Here is an 18,107-nt window from a genome sequence, read left to right as displayed (position 1 = left end):
CCGGTCGCTCTCCCGGCGAGGCGCTTACGCCGGGTGGGTGCCCAGCCCCATCAGCGCAGCGATCCAGCCCAGCAGGCGGCCGCCGCTGAGCCAATCGATCCAGAACAGCTGGTGCAGCACGACGATGGCCCAGAACACCAGTTGGAAGGAAACCTTGCGCGTCTTGTGGCGGAACACCTGCTGCGCGAGGTAGGCGCCGGGCCAGCCGCCGAGCAGTTCCAGCAGATGCAGGCTCTGTTCCGGGGTACGCCATTCATTGCGCTCGGCACTGCGCTTGTCGCGCCAGTAGGCGAAGAATGCCAGCACGCTGAAGACCGGATAGAGCAACAGGAACCAGACGACGTAGGCATCCCTCAGCCAGAGCAGCGAGCCGATGACGGGCAGCACCAGCAGCGCGGCGAGGATCGCCAACGCCCGGTTGAGCGAGGTTTTCGGTGCGCTGGGGAAGGCCACTTCGCGGCCGCTGCGCACCCGTTCACGGGTGGCCGCCGGCGCGGGTTTGCGGCGAATTGCCGGGGTGTCGATGGCCAGCCCCGCCAAGCGTGCGTGAGCGGCGCGCGGGCGGCCGTCCTTGCCGGTTCCCTCGACATAGCGGACCTGGTCGCCCGCTTCCGGGCGGCGGTCGCCGCGGAAGTCGGAGATGTGCAGGAAGACTTCCTTGCCGCCGGCCTGGGGATGGATGAAGCCGAAGCCCTTGTCATCGTCCCAGCGGCTGATGGTGCCGTTCTTTTCCACGTTCACTCGCAATCGGATCAGGGTTTGGCGCTGCTCCAGTCGATCAGGGCGAACTGCCAGGTCGCCAGGATCAGCAGGCCGAACACGATACGGTACCAGGCGAAGGCCGCATAGCTGTGGTTGGCGATGAACTTGAGCAGCCCGCGCACCGCGATCATGGCGAAGATGAACGAGGTGACGAAACCGACGGCGAACACCGGCAGGTCGGCGGGCTGGAAGATATCGCGGTACTTGTAGCCGGAGTACACCGCGGCGCCGACCATGGTCGGCATCGCCAGGAAGAAGGAGAACTCCGTGGCGGCCTTGCGCGACAGGCCGAACAGCAGGCCGCCGATGATGGTGGCGCCGGAACGCGAGGTGCCCGGGATCAGCGCCAGGCACTGGCAGCAGCCGACCTTCAGCGCGTGCTTCCAGTTCATCTCATCGACGCTCTCGGCCTGGATCACGTGCTGGCGCCTTTCCGCCCAGAGCATGATCACGCCGCCCACCACCAGGGCCACCGCCACGGTGATCGGGTTGAACAGGTAGTGGTGGATGTAGTCGGCGAACGCCACGCCCAGCACCACGGCCGGGAAGAAGGCGATCAGCAGGTTGACCGTGAAGCGCTGCGCGTTGCGCTGGGTGGGCAGGCCACAGACGATGTCGAGGATCTTGCGGCGGAACTCCCAGACCACGGCGAGGATCGCCGCCAGCTGGATGATGATGTTGAAGGCTTCGGCACGTTCGCCGCCAAAGCGGATGAGGTCTGCCACGATGATCTGGTGACCGGTGCTGGAGATCGGCAGGAACTCGGTAAGCCCCTCGACGACGCCAAGAATGAAGGCCTGAAAGGCACTCCACAGATCCATATACTTCCCCCGCGAGGCACGCTGGCTCGCACACTTCTAATGATTGTTGCTCCGCTGCCTGCTCCTGGCGCCATGGGCGCCGCAGCGGCGTCGGCATGCTAAAGCATTGGCCGTCGGGCGCTACGAAATTCACAAAAATTTCTCGAACTCGGCACTGGCAGTGGCGGTGTTGGCACTTCGGCAAAAAGGCTTTGCGTTCCCTCCGCCAGGCAGATGCAGACAGCGGTGATGCGGCCAGGTTCGCGCCATCATGCAAAATGCCTATTGCCCTGAAAAGCCGGCGGCACGCACGTACCCGAAACGATACCAATCTCGTGTTCGTGTTAGCCCGGCGAAACACCCGGCGCTGCGCAAACGCAGACGGGTGCTGCGTCGAGCCCTGCCCGCCCGCGCCCTGTATCAGGGGCGCAACAGAATTCTCCGCCTTGCTGATACGGCCCCCGTGCCAGGGCCTTCGCGCGGGTTTTGCCCGCGGGCGCTGTAACGAAGCCGAGACACGCGCGCCGCGATGGCTCGCATGGCGCAACGCCATGTCATTGATTCGCAAAAGCGGATCAAAAGCGGCACGTCCCCTGCTCCACCTTGGAACCGCTGATCAGGGCTCAGCGCACCAAGAAGGAACCGCCATCATGGGGAACATGGACACACGGACAGTCGGCCTGCTGTTCACGCTGGTGTGCAGCGCGGCCAGCGTACCGCTGCTACCGCCCGCGCACGCCGGCGACGGCACCATCGTCCTGCAGCGCCAGGTGCAGCCGCGCGTCGCCACCCGGCCGACGGACATTCCCGATCCGCACCCGGTCACCGTCAACCCGAACATCTCCGAGCAGGTCGTGCGCCAGACCGGCAACGCCGAGCTCAGCGACAGCGACTTCGCCGGCGTGACCAGCGGCTCCAGTCTGCAGCGGCACATCCTGCCCGGCGGCCAACTGGTCGGCATGGACAACGGCGCCAACCAGAGCCTCAACGGCAACAGCCTGGGCGCCGGCGCGGCGGGTGGCGGCGCAGGGATCGCCAACTCGGTCAACCGCACCGTGCAGCAAGGTCTGTCGCCCCTGCGCATGCTGACCGGAGATCGCTGAGATGGACGCCCGCCTGCTCGCCCTTCCCCTCCTGTTCTGCTGCGTCACAGCCCTTGCCGAGGATGCCGTCGCGGTCAACAGCGCCGGCATCGACAGCGCCGTGCGCAATTACCGCGGCGTCGCCAGCGTCAACCAGGCTGCCGGCGACTCGCAGCAGCAGGCCAACGGCCGTGCCATCGCCATCGGCAGCAACGCCCAGGCCACCACGCAGTTCCGGCAGGCGGTCACCGTCGCCGTCGACCCGAGCCAGGCGGCGTCCGCGCGCATCACCGGCAACGCCTTCAGCAACGGCAGCGGCGCGCTGGGGGTGAACCAGGCCGCCGGCGCCGCCAACCAGCAAGTGAACGCCATGCGCATCAGCGTCAGCGCTGTGCCGCAAAGCGTCGATGACAGCGTGCTGTCCCAGCAGAACGTCGCGCTGCCAGTGAACTCAGGCTCGATGCACTCCGCCACGGGCAGCCGGCAGGTCGTTACCAGCGACCAGGCCTTCGCCGGCAGCCGCGGCGTGGTGCAGATGAGCCAGAGCGCCGGGGTGGGCAATCGCATTGCCAACACCCTGAGCATCCGGGTCGCGGATTGACCCACGCCAACTCCTAAAAACACTAAGCACGCCAATCAGCAAGGAGATACACCATGAAACCGAGAATGGCCCTCAAGCCACTGGTTTTCGCCGTCGCAGCGGTCATGGCTGTAGCAGTGCACGCGGATAACCGTAACAACAACGGACATGGTCACGGCCACGACAATGGCCACGGTCATGAACAACATCAACCCAAGCCTCCCTACGATCCCTACAAGGACCCTAGGGTCGAGGCCGGCGCCAGCGCCGTCGTGGAGGACACCCAGGAAAGCAGCGACAACACCGTCGTCAACATGGGCACGAAGAACACCGCGAACGTGGACGGATCGCTGGGGAGCGCATCCGGCAACGTGGGTGTCAACGTGGCCGGCGGCGACCTGAACCAGCAGGCCAACGCTGCCGCCCTGGCCACCGCGGATGAGAAATTCATCTTCGGCTACGCCCACGCCTCGACGGAGGTCACCCAGACCAACACCGGCAACACCGCCCTCAACCTCTCCACCACCAACAAGGCGACGCTCAACAACTCGGCCAACGGAGCCTCGGGCAACATCGGCATCAACGTCGCTGCCGGCAACTACAACCAACAGAAAAACGACATGGCCGCCGCCGTCTCCGGTGGCGCCACGGCCGACTCCTACAGCGGCGCCACGCAGACCTCCACGGGCAATACGGTGGGCAACGTCGCCTTCCTGACGTACGAGAAGGAAACCCTGAAGTCCGACTTCAAGGCCCACGGCACCTACAAGGGCGCCGGCACCGGCTACGTGGTGGACGAGTCCGGCTATGGCGGGCACGACAGCCGCAACGGCGGCGGCAAGACCGACAAGGACCCGCTGTTCTTCGTCGAGGCCGGCACCGTCGACCTCAAGGGACAGGCGACCTACCAGGTCCTGGTCCCCACCGGCTGGAAGGACCCGGTCAAGAACGACGCCAACCTGACCAATTCCCTGAACAACGTGTCGGGTAATGTCGGGGCCAACGTCGCGGCCGGTGTCGGCAACCAGCAGAGCAACTCGCTGTCCATCGCCGCAGGCTGCAAATCCTGCCTGTAGCGACACAGCGTCGTACCGGAGGCTCCGGCGACGGAGCCTCCTTCTTTCCAAAGCTACTCCAGGCGTCACGATCATGCGTACGTCCGCCCTGCTTTTGCTCGCGCTGTGCAGCCTCACGACGCAGGCCGCGCAACTCCCCTTTGCCATCCTTCCCGGCGGATCGTTGGCCTACAAGCACGTCGAGAGCATCCGCGAGCGCAAGTTCAGCAACCTGGTCCAGCAGAAGACCGACTTCAGCTGCGGCGCCGCCGCGCTGGCGACCATCCTTCGCCAGGCCTACGCGCTGGACGTGGACGAAGAGTTCGTGATCAAGGGCATGCTGGTCCGGGCCGACCCGGACCTGGTGCGCACCCAGGGATTCTCCATGCTGGACATGAAGACCTACCTGGAAGGCATCGGCATGCGCGCCCGCGGCTACCGCATCCCGGCGGCGTCGCTGGAGAAGCTGACGATCCCGGTGATCGTGCTGATGGACATCCGTGGCTACAAGCACTTCGTCGTGATGCAACGCGCCTACAAGGGCTACGTCTACATCGGCGACCCGGTGCTGGGCCACAAGCGCTTTACCCAGGACGATTTCCTCAAGGGCTGGAACGGCATCATCTTCGCTGTCATCGGCCCGGGCTACCAGCAGGCCAACGCCCTGATGAACCCGCCCGACCCGCTGACCGCCAGGGACCGCATCGATGCGTTCAGCCCGGTCAAGGACGCGGAACTCATGGAGTTCGGTTTCATCCAGAGCGACTTCCTGTGAGGCCGCACCAGCACGGAAGGCAGGAATCCTTCCGGGGAGAACCCTCATGAAAGCGATCCCGCTGCTTGCCGCCACCTGCCTGGCGGCCTGCCTGCCGGCCCAGGCGGAAAGCCTCTTCAGGCCGATCGAGCTGAAGGATCAGGAACTGGCCCAGCTTCGCGGCAAATACGTGATGCCCGGCCGGGTCATCAGCTTCGGCATCGTCATGAGCAGTACCTGGAAGAACGCCGTGGGCGACAACATCGGCGCCAGGGTCAGCATGCAGATCCAGGAGTCCACCCTCAAACCGCAGTTCTACGTCTCCACCATCGACGAGAAAGGCAGCGGCGCCGCACCGGCCGCGGGGACCGGCAGCGTCAGCGGTGGCGCCGGCCTCAACCAGACCCAGGGGGTCACCCAGAGCGTGCGTGCCGCCGGCGACTACAACACCGCCTCCAACCACGTCAGCATCGACGTCAAGGAAGCCGACCAGGCACCGCCCCTGGCCGCACCGCAGGGCACGCCACTGGAGGCCGCCCCGGTGGTCGCCAGCAACGGCGCCGGCAGCGTCAGCGTATCGCCCGGCAAGGGCGGCGTGCAGATGGCGATCAACGCCAACGGCCAGGGTGTCGCGATGCAGCAACTCGCCGCCGGTGGCTTGCTCCAGGCCGCGCAGATGGTGGGCGGAAACAATGCCGTCAGCAACCTCGCGCAGCTCTCCGTGGTGCTGAAGAACAACATGCCGTCGACGGGAGCGCTGGACTGCAATCTCGATCAGCTCAAAGGGCTTCGCACCATGGGGATGTGATGCTTCCCCGCGTGCGACCGCAAGGTCCCACCTACACGTCAAGGACAGCGCGCCATGCACCGATCGCTCTCGCTAGGCACTGCAATCTGTGTATCCGCCTTACTCCCCTCGCCCTTCGCCGCCGCGGCGACGGAAGCCGAGGTGGAGGCGTTGAAGCAGGAACTGCTCGAACTCCGCCAGCGCTACGAGGCCCAGCAGAATGCGCTGATGGTGCTCGAACAACGGGTCCGCCAGGTCGAGGAGGCGCCGGCCTCGCCCGCCCAGCCCAGGCGCCTGGTCACCTCCACCGGCAAGCCCACACCGCCGGGCACCGGCAACACCCTGGCCGCCAGCGGCAGCTCCTACGGCGAGTCGCTCAAGGACGACGCCAGCCCGCCCAAGAGCGTGGAGAACCTCTACGACGAGGCCAGCGGCTTCTTCGGCAACGGCACCTTCAGCGTCGAGACGGGCATCACCTACACCCACTACGACACCAAGCAGCTCATCCTCAACGGCTTCCTGGCGCTGGACACGATCTTCCTGGGCAACATCGGCGTGGACAACATCAACGCCGACAACTGGACCCTGGACCTCACCGGCCGCTACAACTGGAACAACCGTTGGCAGTTCGACATAAACGCCCCGGTGGTGTACCGCGAGAGCACCTTCGAATCGGCCGGCGCCGGCAACTCCACGGCGCAGTCCACCGACGAGAAAGTCACCCGCGACCCGACCCTGGGCGACGTCAACGTCGGTATCGCCTACAAGTTCATGGATGAAACCGAATCGCGCCCCGACGCAGTGGTCAGCGTGCGCATCAAGGCACCGACCGGCAAGGAACCGTACGGCATCAAGCTCAAGCGCGCCTCGGACAACGACAACCTCAACGTGCCCGAGTCCCTGCCCACCGGCAACGGCGTCTGGTCGATCACCCCCGGCATCTCGCTGGTCAAGACCGTCGACCCGGCCGTGCTGTTCGGCAGCTTCTCCTACACCTACAACCTCGAGGAATCCTTCGACGACATCAGTCCCACCCAAGGCGTGAAGCAGAAAGGCAAGGTCGACCTCGGCGACTGGTTCCAGCTCGGTGCCGGCGTGGCCTTCGCCCTCAACGAGAAGACCAGCATGTCGTTCTCCTTCTCCGACCTGATCGCCCGCAAGAGCAAGATCAAGGCCGACGGCGGCGACTGGACCACCGTCACCGGCAGCGACGCCAACGCCGCATACTTCAACTGGGGGCTGACCTACGCGTGGAGCCCCAACCTGACCATCGTGCCGAACCTGTCCATCGGCATCTCGCCGGATGCGCCGGATTTCAGCTTCAGCGTGAAATTCCCGTATTACTTCTGAAGGGCTATTTGTCCTGATGCCACGGCCCCGTTCGTGGCCCTGGGTCACTCCCTGTAGGAGCGGGCCATGCCCGCGACCGCTCCAGTTCCCTCTCCCATCAGGGAGGGGGTTAGGGAACGATGCAAACATGGACGTTCAGAAAGCGGCAATCGCCTCGGGGCGAAGCGAAAGCCGGGAGCCCAAGGGAATGCCGTGCCGTGGGGGGGTCGCGAGCAAGCTCGCTCCTACACGGGTGAGCCGGTGTCGCTTTTCGTAGGAGCGAGCTTGCTCGCGAACCCAACCAACGCCGGTGCTGCCGGCGGGTCGCGGGCATGGCCCGCTCCTACATGGGGAGACAGTCACGCGGGAAGGTGATGACAGGCCCAATCGGTCCGCGCCGGCCACGCCCGCCTAGCGCAACTGATGCTTGTGCAACAAGCGATAGAACGTCGGCCGCGAGATGCCCAGCATCCGCGCTGCCACGCTGAGGTTGTCGCCGTGGCGGGCCAGGGCATCGCACATGGCTTGGCGCTCGGCGCCGAGCTTGTACTCCTCCAGGGTCACCAGCGGCAGGTTCGCCGTGCGTCCCTTGTCCCGCTCAAGGCCCAGGTCGCGGGCCTCGATCTGTCGCCCCTCGGCCAGCACCAGGCCGCGCCGTACCCGGTTCGCCAGTTCGCGCACGTTGCCCGGCCAGCTGTGCTCGGCCATCGCCGCCAACGCGTCGTCCGAGAAGCGCCGCGGCCGTCTGCCGGTTTCGACGCTATAAAGGTGGGCGAAATGATTGGCCAGCAACGCCAGGTCGCCATTGCGCTCGCGCAGCGGCGAGGTGGACACCTGCAGGACGTTGAGCCGGTAGTAGAGATCCTCGCGGAACTGCCCGGCGCGGATCGCCTGTTCCAGGTCGACGTGGGTCGCCGCCAGTACCCGCACATCCACATCGATGGGCTGGCTGCCGCCCACGCGTTCGATCTGCTTCTCCTGCAGCACCCGCAGCAGGTTGGCCTGCAGTTCCAGCGGCAGATCGCCCACCTCGTCGAGGAACAGCGTGCCGCCGTTGGCCTGTTCGAAGCGGCCGATCTTGCGCTGGTGCGCACCGGTGAAGGCACCCTTCTCGTGGCCGAACAGCTCCGACTGGATCAGTGCGTCGGGCATCGCCCCGCAGTTGATCGCCACGAAGGGCCGGATCGCCCGCCGCGACTGGCGGTGCAGCGTGCGCGCCACCAGCTCCTTTCCGGTGCCGCTCTCGCCGCGGATCAACACCGGCGACTCGGTCGGGGCGAACTTCGCCAGCAGCTTGCGCAACTCGCGCACGTCACGGCTTTCGCCGAGCAGTTCGTGCTCATGCTCGTCGCTGTGCACGCTGCCGCGCCCGCGCAGGCGCGCCATGCCGAAGGCGCGGCCGAGGGTGACCTGCACCCGCGCCACGTCGAAGGGCAAGGTATGGAAATCGAAGAACCACTCGCTGACGAAATCACCCACTTCGGTCAGGGGCAAGGTGTCGGGGCTGAGCACGGCGATCCATTCCGTCCCGCTGCGGCTGATGAGTTCCTTGACGGACTCGCGGCGTTCGAGGTGCCGCGGTTGCAGGCGCAGCAGGCCGACGTCGCAGCCGCGATTGCTGGCGTTATCCAGCTCGCAACTGTCGACTTCCCATCCTGCGGCCCGGAGTCCGGGTAAAAGCCTGCGGCAGTCGTCGCACGGGTCGACCACCAGCAGGCGACGAAAATTCGCGGCTGCCTCGAGCATGCTCCCTTCCTTGGCGCCATTATTTTGAAAAACTTTTAAAAACAGACGGTTGGCGCTCCAATTTGTAACGCTAGCAATATATTGACGCAGCCCTCGACCGATTTCCTATAAGGTCAATGCCGAATCGGTCTTACCAGCCATGCCCGCGCCGCTTGGCCTCCAGCCGGCGCACGAACTCTTCCAGCACCAGCTTGTAGAGGTCGTCCCCCAGGTAGACGTCCTCCACCCCGCAATCGATGTTCGGGTTGTCGTTCACCTCGATCACCACCACGCGATCCCCGGCCTGCTTCAGATCCACGCCGTAGAGCCCGTCGCCGATCAGGTTGGCGGTCTTCACCGCCAGCTCCACGACTTTGCGCGGCGCCTCGTGGACGGCCATGGTGCGGAAATCGCCGCTCACTTCCTCGGCGTCCGGGCTGTGGTCGTAGATCTGCCAGTGCCCCTTGGACATGAAGTACTGGCAGGCGAATATGGGTTTCTGGTTCAGCACGCCGATGCGCCAGTCGTATTCGGTATAGAAGAATTCCTGCGCCAGTAGCAGCACCGAACGCTCGAACAGTTCGGCGCTGGCCTTGAGCAGCTCCTCCTGGTTGCTCACCTTGATCACCCCGCGGGAAAAACTGCCATCGGGGATCTTCAGCACCAGCGGGAAGCCCAGGCGCTCGCCGACCTTCTCCAGCTCCTGCGGGTTGTCCTTGTAGAGGATCTCGGTGGCCGGCATGCCCAGCTTGTGGCTGCGCAGCAGGTCGGCGAGGTAGACCTTGTTGGTGCAGCGCAGGATCGACACCGGGTCGTCCATCACCACCATGCCCTCGCTCTCGGCCTTTTTGGCGAAGCGGTAGGTGTGGTCGCTGACGCTGGTGGTCTCGCGGATCAGCAGCGCGTCGTACTCGGCCAGGCGCGAGTAGTCCTTCTTCTCGATCAGCTCGACGTCGATGCCCAGGCTGCGGCCGATGCGGATGAAGTTCTTCAGCGCCTTGGGGTCCGAGGGCGGGAAGGCTTCCTGCGGGTCATGCAGGATCGCCAGGTCATAGCGGTACTGCTTGCGCGAGCGCGGCTTGCGCCAGATTTGCCGGCTGAAGCCTTCCAGGGCGCTGGCGAACTGGTCCTCCTGGTCTTCGCGCAGCTTGTGGATGTTGCCCGGCTTCACGCCTTCGATGTGCCAGCCACGGTTCTTGCGGAATTCCACCAGCAGCATCGGGCACGGCAACGCCTCGAACAGCTGGCGCGCCAGGTCCTGCAGCGGCTCGATGTCGGTACGGCCGAAGTACAGGGTCAGGGTGAAACCGTCGGTGCTGCCGTAGGGGTGGTCGGCCAGCGCCTTGTCGAGCGTCTTCTCCAGGTCTTCCAGGGCCAGGCTGTACAGCGACTTCTTCGCCAGCTCGCTGATGCTGCGCACCGACGGGATCACCTTGTGCCCGCGCGCTTCGGCCAGCAGCGAGCAGTAATAGCCGTGGCCCAGGTACTTGTAGTTGCGGCACAGGTTGATGACCTGCACGCGTTTGCCATTGTCGTCGTCGATGGGCATCTCCAGGTATTCCTGGGCGGTGACCACGTCGTCGCTGGGATAGTACGAGGCCCAGTCTTCCTTGCGTTCCACGATGATGAACAGCTTGCTCACGAGACCTCCGAACCTGGCTGGCGCGCTTGCCGCGCCCTGCCCCTGGGACAATACTGGTTGCAGCTTCGACCACGCCTCACAGCGCCCGTTCGCCGCCAGCAGCGCACACGGTGCGCCCTCACCGATTAACGAATGCTTACCCTATGAAACTCCAGTTCCGCGCCGCCACCGCCGACGACCTGAACGCCCTGGTCGAGATGGAAAACCGCTGTTTCGAGCATGATCGCCTGTCCCGCCGCAACTTCCAGTGGATGATCACCCGCGCCCACGCCAGCCTCACCGTGGCCGAATCCGATGGCCAGTTGCTGGGCTACGCGCTGGTGCTGTTCCACCAGGGCACGTCGCTGGCGCGCCTGTATTCCATTGCCGTGGACGAGCGCGCCCGCGGCATCGGCCTGGGCCAGAAACTGCTGGACCGCGCCGAAGCCGAAGCGCGGGAAAACGACTGCGCCTACCTGCGCCTGGAGGTGCGCCCGGACAACCGCGGCGCCATCGCCCTCTACGAGCGCAACGGCTATCGCCCGTTCGCCACGGTACGCGACTACTACGAAGACCATAGCGAAGCCCTGCGCTTCGAAAAGCGCATCCGCCACCTCAACGAGCGCAACCACCGGCACGTGCCTTACTACCGGCAAACCACCGAATTCACCTGCGGCCCCTCGGCCCTGCTGATGGCCATGGGTGCGCTGCAGCCCCAGCGCCGCCTCGAGCGCCGCGAGGAGCTGCGCCTGTGGCGCGAGGCGACCACTATCTATATGACTGCCGGCCATGGCGGCTGCAGCCCCCAGGGCCTGGCGCTGGCGGCGCTGCGCCGGGGCTTTCGCGTGCGCCTGCTGCTCTCGGAGGATGGCCCGCTGTTTCTCGAGGGGGTGCGCAGCGAAGAGAAGCGCGAGGTGATGCGCCTGGTCCACGAGGATTTCAGCGCCGAGCTGGCGCAAAGCGACGTCGAGCAACTGCTGGTCAGCCAGCTGGACATCCAGGGCGCGCTGGAAGCCGGCGGCCAGCCGCTGGTGCTGATCAGCAGCTACCGCCTGACCCGCTCCAAGGCGCCGCACTGGGTGGTGGTCACCGACAGCGACGAGGACTTCGTCTACCTGCACGACCCGGATGTCGACCACAGCCAGCACCGCGAGCCGCTGGACTGCCAGCACATCCCGGTGAGCCACGCCGAGTTCGAGCAGATGAGCCGCTTCGGCCGCAGCAAGCTGCGCGCCGCGGTGATCCTCTACACGCGCTGAGGGCCGCTACGGCGCGCTGCGGCACGGGGTGAAGCAGCTCACTGGCGCCAGCGGCGCGCGCAACTCCGCCGCCGGCAGGTAGCCATTGCGGGTGTAGAGGAAGTCGAAGCCGAACAGGCTGAGCATCAGCAGGATCGGCAGGACGAGGGTGACGGCGATACGCATGGCGACGCTCCTCTTCTGGTTCTTGTAGCGCCATCCTAGGGCGCGGGCGCGCCGCGCCACCTACTACCTTGGTACTGCCCCAACCGCTACTTTCTGCATATTTGCCGCGCCGCGGGCGCTTCCTATGCTGGCCGCACAAGAACGTGCCGACCCACAAAGGAGTCGCCCCATGCGCCAGTTCGTCCTGCACGGCATGGCCTACCTGCTCGCGGTTGCCTGCGCCGCGGCGTTCAGCCTGGACGTGCGTGCGGCGGATGCCCCCGCGCTGGACATCCGCATCGGCTACCTGGGCTACACCCCCGATCCCGGCCCGCTGCTGTCCAACGTCATTCCCGAGCCCACCGATGCGGGGCTGCGCGGCGCGGAACTGGCGATCACCGACAGCAACAGCACCGGACGCTTCCTCAAGCACCGCTACCGCCTGGAAGCCGCCAGCACCGACACCCCGGAAAAGCTGCTCAGCCAAGCCAGGCGACTGCACGACGCCGGCCTGCGCCTGTTCGTGGTCAACGCCCCGGCCGACACCCTGCGCCAACTGGCCGCCGCGCTGCCGGACAGCCTGCTGTTCAACGCCGGCGCCGCCGACGACGAGCTGCGCGCCAGCCAGTGCGCGCCGAACGTGCTGCACACGCTGCCCAGCCGGCTGATGCTGACCGACGCCCTCACCCAGTTCCTGGTGCTGCGCAAATGGACGCGCTGGCTGCTGATCGTCGGCCAGCGCCCGGAGGACGCGCAGTACGCCACCGCCCTGCGTCGCTCGGCCAAGCGCTTCGGCGCGAAGATCGTCGAAGAAAAACCCTTCACCTTCGCCAACGACCAGCGCCGCAGCGCCCAGGCCGACATGGCGCTGTTCACCCAGTCCAGCCAGGACTACGACGCCGTGCTGGTGGCCGACGAGCATGGCGACTTCGGCGAATACGTGCCCTACAACACCTGGCTGCCGCGCCCGGTCGCCGGCACCCAGGGGCTGGTCGCCACCGGCTGGCACAAGACCGTCGAAACCTATGGCGCCGCGCAGTTGCAGAAGCGCTTCGAGGCGCACGCCGGGCGCTGGATGAACGACCGCGACTTCGCCGCCTGGATCGCCGTGCGCAGCATCGCCAGCGCCGTCACCCGCCTGGGCGACGCCGACCCGCTGGCGATCCGCAGGCTGTCGCTGTCCCCCGACCTGCCGCTGGACGGCTTCAAGGGCTACAAGCTCGGCTTCCGCCCCTGGGACGGCCAGCTGCGCCAGCCGATCCCCCTGGTGCAGCCGCGCGCGCTGGTCAGCACTTCGCCGCAGGAAGGCTTCCTGCATCCCGCCAGCGAACTCGACAGCCTCGGCCTCGATGCGCCGGAAAGCCAATGCCGCCTCGCCGACGCCCCGCCACAACCGGAATGACCCTGAGGAACCTGCCCATGCCCCGCCTCTTTGCCCTCTCCTGCCTGGGCCTCGCCCTCGGCCTTGCGCCCGCGGCCTTCGCCGCCACCGCCTACGTATCCAACGAGAAGGACAACAACCTCAGCGTCATCGACCTGGACAGCCTGACCGTCACCGGCACCATCGACACCGGCAAACGCCCCCGCGGGCTGGCGCTGTCCCACGACAACACGCTGCTGTACATCTGCGCCAGCGATTCGGACACCGTACAGGTGCTCGACCTCGCCACCCGCAAGATCATCAGGCAGCTGCCTTCGGGGGCCGACCCCGAGCAGTTCGCCCTGCACCCCAACGATCGCTGGCTGTACATCTCCAACGAGGACGATGCGCTGGTGACCGTCGTGGACACCCAGACTGCCCAGGTGCTCGGGCAGATCGACGTCGGCGTCGAACCCGAAGGCATGGCGGTGAGCCCGGACGGCAAGTGGGCGGTGAACACCAGCGAAACCACCAACATGCTGCACTGGATCGACACCGCGACGCAGACGCTGGTGGACAGCACCCTGGTGGACCAGCGCCCGCGCCACGCCGAGTTCACGCGCGATGGCTCGCAGGTGTGGGTCTCGGCGGAGATCGGCGGCACGGTCAGCGTGGTCGACACCGCCAGCCGCAAGATCCTCAAGACCCTGCGCTTCGCCATCCAGGGGGTGCACCCGGACAAGGTGCAGCCGGTCGGCGTGCAACTGACCAGCGACGGCACGCTGGCCTTCGTCGCCCTCGGCCCGGCCAACCACGTGGCGGTGGTGGACGCCAGGACCTTCGAAGTCCTCGACTACCTGCTGGTGGGCCGCCGCGTCTGGCACCTGGCGTTCACCCCCGACGAGAAGACCCTGCTGGCCACCAATGGCGTCAGCGGCGACGTGTCGGTCATCGACGTGGCTTCGCGCAAGGTCACCAAGTCGATCAAGGTCGGCCGCTATCCCTGGGGCGTGGTGGTGACGCCATGAACGCGCTCACCGTCCGCGACCTGAGCTTTGCCTACGGCCCACGGCGCGCGCTGGACAACCTGGCCTTCGAGCTGCCGGCCGGGCGCTTCACCGCCCTGCTGGGCCCCAACGGCGCCGGCAAGTCCACCCTGGTGGCCCTGCTCACGCGCCTCTACGACCTGCAGCAGGGCGAGATCGACGTGCTCGGCTGCAGCCTGCGCCGCCAGCCGCGCCTGGCCCTGCGCGCGCTGGGCGTGGTGTTCCAGCAGAGCACCCTGGACCTGGACCTGAGCGTGGAGCAGAACCTGCGCTACCACGCCGCCCTGCACGGCCTGCCGCGCAGCGTGGCAAACGAGCGGATCGATGCCGAACTGGCCCGCCAGCAATTGCAGGAGCGCCGCCGCGACAAGGTCCGCGCGCTCAATGGCGGCCACCGTCGCCGCGTGGAGATCGCCCGCGCCCTGCTGCATCGCCCGCGCCTGCTGCTGCTCGACGAGGCCAGCGTCGGCCTCGACCCGGCGGCGCGCCAGGCGCTCAACGAGCACGTGCGCCGGCTGTGCCGCGAGGATGGCCTGGCAGTGCTCTGGACCACCCACCTGCTGGACGAAGTGCGCGACGACGATGCGCTGCTGGTGCTCGATCGCGGTCGCCTGGTCGCCCGTGGCGAGGCGCGCGACATCTGCGCGCCGGACGCCGGCAACCTGGCGCGCACGTTCGACCGCCTGACCCGCCTGGAGGCCTGCGCATGAGTGCCCTGGAGCAACCACGCTTCGGCCCCGCCGCCTACTGGCAGTGCCTGCGCGGCATCGTCGTGCGCGAGTGGCTGCGCTTCGTCCTGCAGCGCTCGCGCTTTCTCAGCGCGCTGGTGCGCCCGCTCCTCTGGCTGCTGGTGTTCGCCGCCGGTTTCCGCGCCGCGCTGGGCATCTCGATCATCGAGCCGTACGACACCTACGTCACCTACGAGACCTACATCGTGCCCGGGCTGTGCTGCATGATCCTGCTGTTCAATGGCATGCAGGGCTCGCTGTCGATGGTCTACGACCGCGAGATGGGCAGCATGCGCGTGCTGCTCACCAGCCCGCTGCCGCGCGCCTTCCTGCTGGCCAGCAAGCTGCTGGCCACGGCGCTGGTGTCGCTGCTGCAGGTCTATGCCTTCCTGCTGATCGCCTGGCTGTATGGCGTGCAACCACCGGCCGTGGGCCTGCTCGCCGCCTTGCCGGCGCTGCTGCTGGCCGCCCTGCTGCTGGGGGCGCTGGGGCTGCTGCTGTCCAACGGCATCCGCCAACTGGAGAACTTCGCCGGGGTGATGAATTTCGTCATCTTCCCGCTGTTCTTCCTTTCCTCGGCGCTCTACCCGCTGTGGAAGATGCGCGAAGCCAGCCAGTGGCTCTACTGGCTCTGCGCGTTGAACCCGTTCAGTCACGCGGTGGAACTGGTGCGCTTCGCCCTCTACGAGCGCTTCAACCCCCTGGCGACGGCCGTCTGCCTGGGGCTGACCGTGTTGTTCGCCGGCCTCGCCGTGCTCACCTTCAACCCGCAGCACGCGGCCCTGCGCAAGGGGTGAAACCTACTACTTTGGTACGGGTTCGCCCCTCCTGACGTCGAATTTCCAAAGCCGCAACAGCAGCATCTAATGGCCATTACAAGAAGAACGACAAGAGATTTCGCCATGCCTCGCCTTGCTTATGTTGTGCCCGGCTGCCTGGCCGCCTGCCTGCCCGGCCCGCCCCGGATACCGCCGACCGCCCCGGCCCATGGCACGCCGCTGTGGCGGGCCTGCCCGGCACAGGCTCACCCCCGCCGCACCGCCGGCGCTGCCAGGCGCCCGCGGCGGTTCGACTGCCGCTCCGATTGCCGGGCGCGCGGAAACGCCAACCGCCGCGCCCGCGCACTGGGCGCCACCCGCCTCTACTGGTACCGTGACGGTATCCATGCCCGGGAACGGGCCGGGCTGCCCCTGCCAGGCGCCCGACCGCACCCTCTTTCGTGACTCCTGAAGTAGCCTGCGACCGCAAGCCGCTCGCCACCCATAACGACAACAACGAGGTGTAGGCCATGTACAAGATTCTGATTGCCGACGATCACCCGCTGTTCCGCGAGGCCATCCACAACGTCATCGCCGACGGCTTCCCCGGCAGCGAAGTGATGGAGACCGCCGACCTCGACAGCGCCCTGGGCCTGACCCAGGAACACGACGACCTCGACCTCATCCTGCTCGACCTGAACATGCCCGGCATGCACGGCCTCAACGGCCTCATGAGCCTGCGCAACGAAGCGCCGACCATCCCGGTGGTGATCGTCTCCGCCGAGCAGGACAAGCAGGTCGTGCTGCAGGCCATCACCTACGGCGCGGTGGGCTTCATCACCAAGTCCTCGCCGCGCGTGCAGATGACCGAGGCCATCGAGCAGATCCTCAACGGCAACGTCTACCTGCCGTCGGACATCATCCGCACGCAGAAGACCTCGCCGCGCCGCAGCGGCCAGGAAGATCACAGCATCCCCCCGGAACTGCTGCAGGCGCTGACCCGCAAGCAGCTGCTGGTGCTGGAGCGCATGACCAAGGGCGAATCCAACAAGCAGATCGCCTACAACCTGGAGATCGCCGAGACCACGGTGAAGGCCCACGTCTCCGCGATCCTGCGCAAGCTCAAGGTGCACAACCGCGTGCAGGCGATTCTCTGCGCCAGCGACATCGACTTCACGGCCTACCTGCGCCGCTGAGCCCCTTCGTGCTGCCGCGATCGCTACCGGGAACCCCTCGATGCCTTCCACCCGCACCCTGAGCCTCACCGGCCTGGCGATGATCGCCTTCGCCGGCAATTCCCTGCTCTGCCGCCTGGCCCTGAAGACCACCGGCATCGACGCGGTGAGCTTCACCGGCATCCGCCTGTTCTCAGGCGCCCTGATGCTCACCCTGCTGCTGAAACTGCGTCATCGCGCCGCCAGCGACGGCGGCAACTGGCGCGCGGCGGCGGCCCTGTTCGTCTACGCCGCCGCCTTCTCCTACGCCTACGTGCAACTGGACGCCGGCACCGGCGCGCTGCTGCTGTTCGGCGCGGTGCAGGTGACCATGATCCTCGTCGGCCTGCTGCGCGGCGAAAGCCTGCGCGGCCAGGCGCTGTTCGGCTTCCTGCTGGCCCTGGGCGGGCTGCTCGTCCAGCTGCTGCCCAGCGCCAGCGCCCCGCCGCTGGCCGGCGCGCTGCTGATGCTGCTCTCGGGCGTGGCCTGGGGGCTGTACTCGCTGCTGGGGCGCACCGGCAGCGATCCGCTGGCCATCAGCAGCGGCAACTTCGTCCGCGCCATCGCCTTCGCCGCGTTGCTGGCAGCGATCTTCCACGCCGATCTGCGGCTGGACATGCCCGGCCTCGTCTACGCCGTGCTCTCCGGCGCGGTGGCCTCGGGGATCGGCTATGCCATCTGGTACAGCGCGCTGCCAGGCCTGTCGGCCATCCAGGGTGCCTCGGTACAGCTGAGCGTGCCGATCCTCGCCGCCCTCTCCGGTGCCGTCCTGCTGGGCGAGGCGATCAGCCTTCGCCTGGCGCTGGTGTCACTGGCGGTGCTGGGCGGCATCGCGCTGATCCTGCTGGCGAAGGTCCGCGCACCGGCCGTCCAGCGCGCCTGACCTGGTTCTGCTTTTCGTAGGAGCGAGCTTGCTCGCGAACCGGGCCGCTGTTCGTAGGAGCGAGCTTGCTCGCGAATCTTGGGCCCGCAGCGGAGTCCGTTCGCGAGCAAGCTCGCTCCTACAGGTTCCTCTGCGTTCGCCGGCGACGGAGTTCCCCAGTTGGCCCGCGCCGTGTGCGCGGGTCGCGGGCATGGCCCGCTCCTACAGGGAGCTTCCGTGT

18 protein-coding genes are annotated in these 18,107 nt (G+C 66.8%); 13 read left to right on the top strand and 5 right to left on the bottom strand.

All coding sequences use genetic code 11. From position 1 onward, the window contains the following. Positions 1-24: 24 nt before the first annotated feature. Both N0B71_RS21540 and N0B71_RS21535 read right to left on the bottom strand, forming a co-directional pair. Positions 25-735 (bottom strand): DUF1294 domain-containing protein, encoded by a 711-nt coding sequence (locus N0B71_RS21540; protein ID WP_259754801.1) that lies wholly within the window; start codon positions 733-735, stop codon positions 25-27. 17 nt (positions 736-752) lie between these two features. Continuing rightward, positions 753-1,583, bottom strand: coding sequence for an undecaprenyl-diphosphate phosphatase (locus N0B71_RS21535; protein ID WP_259754800.1), 831 nt, complete (start codon positions 1,581-1,583; stop codon positions 753-755). Between the two features lie 629 nt (positions 1,584-2,212). Between N0B71_RS21535 and N0B71_RS21530 the strand changes: the two genes are divergently transcribed. The 6 genes from N0B71_RS21530 (at position 2,213) to N0B71_RS21505 (ending at position 7,170) form a co-directional block, all read left to right on the top strand. Further along, positions 2,213-2,665, top strand: a complete 453-nt coding sequence (locus N0B71_RS21530) for a hypothetical protein (RefSeq protein ID WP_259754799.1) — start codon at positions 2,213-2,215, stop codon at positions 2,663-2,665. A gap of 1 nt (position 2,666) precedes the next feature. Continuing rightward, positions 2,667-3,245, top strand: coding sequence for an adhesin (locus N0B71_RS21525; RefSeq protein ID WP_259754798.1), 579 nt, complete (start codon positions 2,667-2,669; stop codon positions 3,243-3,245). Between the two features lie 53 nt (positions 3,246-3,298). After that, positions 3,299-4,300 (top strand): heme utilization protein, encoded by a 1,002-nt coding sequence (locus N0B71_RS21520; protein ID WP_259754797.1) that lies wholly within the window; start codon positions 3,299-3,301, stop codon positions 4,298-4,300. Positions 4,301-4,373: 73 nt separating this feature from the next. Then, the gene (locus N0B71_RS21515) at positions 4,374-5,054 is read left to right on the top strand and encodes a C39 family peptidase (RefSeq protein WP_259754796.1); all 681 of its coding nucleotides are present in this window, start codon (positions 4,374-4,376) and stop codon (positions 5,052-5,054) included. A 46-nt stretch (positions 5,055-5,100) separates the two neighbouring features. Continuing rightward, on the top strand, positions 5,101-5,841 hold the full coding sequence (locus tag N0B71_RS21510; protein ID WP_259754795.1) for a hypothetical protein: 741 nt from the start codon (positions 5,101-5,103) through the stop codon (positions 5,839-5,841). A gap of 54 nt (positions 5,842-5,895) precedes the next feature. Beyond that, complete coding sequence (locus N0B71_RS21505) at positions 5,896-7,170, top strand: hypothetical protein (RefSeq protein ID WP_259754794.1); 1,275 nt, start codon at positions 5,896-5,898, stop codon at positions 7,168-7,170. Positions 7,171-7,560: 390 nt separating this feature from the next. Here the strand turns inward: N0B71_RS21505 and N0B71_RS21500 are convergent, their stop codons facing one another. Then, positions 7,561-8,895 carry a sigma-54 dependent transcriptional regulator gene (locus N0B71_RS21500; protein WP_259754793.1) on the bottom strand — a complete coding sequence of 445 codons (1,335 nt, stop codon included), beginning with the start codon at positions 8,893-8,895 and terminating at the stop codon, positions 7,561-7,563. Positions 8,896-9,025: 130 nt separating this feature from the next. After that, positions 9,026-10,516: a RimK family protein gene (locus tag N0B71_RS21495; RefSeq protein ID WP_259754792.1), complete on the bottom strand. Its 1,491-nt coding sequence runs from the start codon at positions 10,514-10,516 to the stop codon at positions 9,026-9,028. Between the two features lie 143 nt (positions 10,517-10,659). Here N0B71_RS21495 and N0B71_RS21490 point away from each other — a divergent pair, with 143 nt between their 5' ends. Continuing rightward, positions 10,660-11,754, top strand: coding sequence for a GNAT family N-acetyltransferase/peptidase C39 family protein (locus N0B71_RS21490; RefSeq protein ID WP_259754791.1), 1,095 nt, complete (start codon positions 10,660-10,662; stop codon positions 11,752-11,754). A 6-nt stretch (positions 11,755-11,760) separates the two neighbouring features. Here the strand turns inward: N0B71_RS21490 and N0B71_RS21485 are convergent, their stop codons facing one another. Next, positions 11,761-11,919 carry a hypothetical protein gene (locus tag N0B71_RS21485; RefSeq protein ID WP_259754790.1) on the bottom strand — a complete coding sequence of 53 codons (159 nt, stop codon included), beginning with the start codon at positions 11,917-11,919 and terminating at the stop codon, positions 11,761-11,763. 169 nt (positions 11,920-12,088) lie between these two features. Here N0B71_RS21485 and N0B71_RS21480 point away from each other — a divergent pair, with 169 nt between their 5' ends. The 6 genes from N0B71_RS21480 (at position 12,089) to N0B71_RS21455 (ending at position 17,887) form a co-directional block, all read left to right on the top strand. Further along, positions 12,089-13,300, top strand: a complete 1,212-nt coding sequence (locus N0B71_RS21480; protein WP_259754788.1) for an ABC transporter substrate-binding protein — start codon at positions 12,089-12,091, stop codon at positions 13,298-13,300. Between the two features lie 17 nt (positions 13,301-13,317). Next, positions 13,318-14,286 (top strand): YVTN family beta-propeller repeat protein, encoded by a 969-nt coding sequence (locus tag N0B71_RS21475; RefSeq protein WP_259754787.1) that lies wholly within the window; start codon positions 13,318-13,320, stop codon positions 14,284-14,286. After that, complete coding sequence (locus tag N0B71_RS21470; protein ID WP_259754786.1) at positions 14,283-15,014, top strand: ABC transporter ATP-binding protein; 732 nt, start codon at positions 14,283-14,285, stop codon at positions 15,012-15,014. The genes N0B71_RS21475 and N0B71_RS21470 overlap by 4 nt, the downstream gene beginning before the upstream one ends. Beyond that, positions 15,011-15,829, top strand: a complete 819-nt coding sequence (locus tag N0B71_RS21465; RefSeq protein WP_259754785.1) for an ABC transporter permease — start codon at positions 15,011-15,013, stop codon at positions 15,827-15,829. Before N0B71_RS21470 ends, N0B71_RS21465 begins: the two co-directional genes overlap by 4 nt. 491 nt (positions 15,830-16,320) lie before the next feature. Next, a complete protein-coding gene (gene agmR / locus N0B71_RS21460) occupies positions 16,321-16,986 on the top strand; it encodes a response regulator AgmR (RefSeq protein WP_259754784.1) in 666 nt (221 codons plus the stop codon). A 40-nt stretch (positions 16,987-17,026) separates the two neighbouring features. Continuing rightward, on the top strand, positions 17,027-17,887 hold the full coding sequence (locus N0B71_RS21455) for a DMT family transporter (protein ID WP_259754783.1): 861 nt from the start codon (positions 17,027-17,029) through the stop codon (positions 17,885-17,887). The last annotated feature ends 220 nt before the right edge of the window (positions 17,888-18,107 follow it).

This window comes from Pseudomonas sp. GCEP-101 (genome assembly GCF_025133575.1).
Classification (GTDB): Bacteria; Pseudomonadota; Gammaproteobacteria; order Pseudomonadales; family Pseudomonadaceae; genus Pseudomonas; species Pseudomonas nitroreducens_B.
The sequence above is the reverse complement of the archived record's forward strand: the minus strand, read 5'-3'. Positions and strand labels throughout refer to the sequence as shown.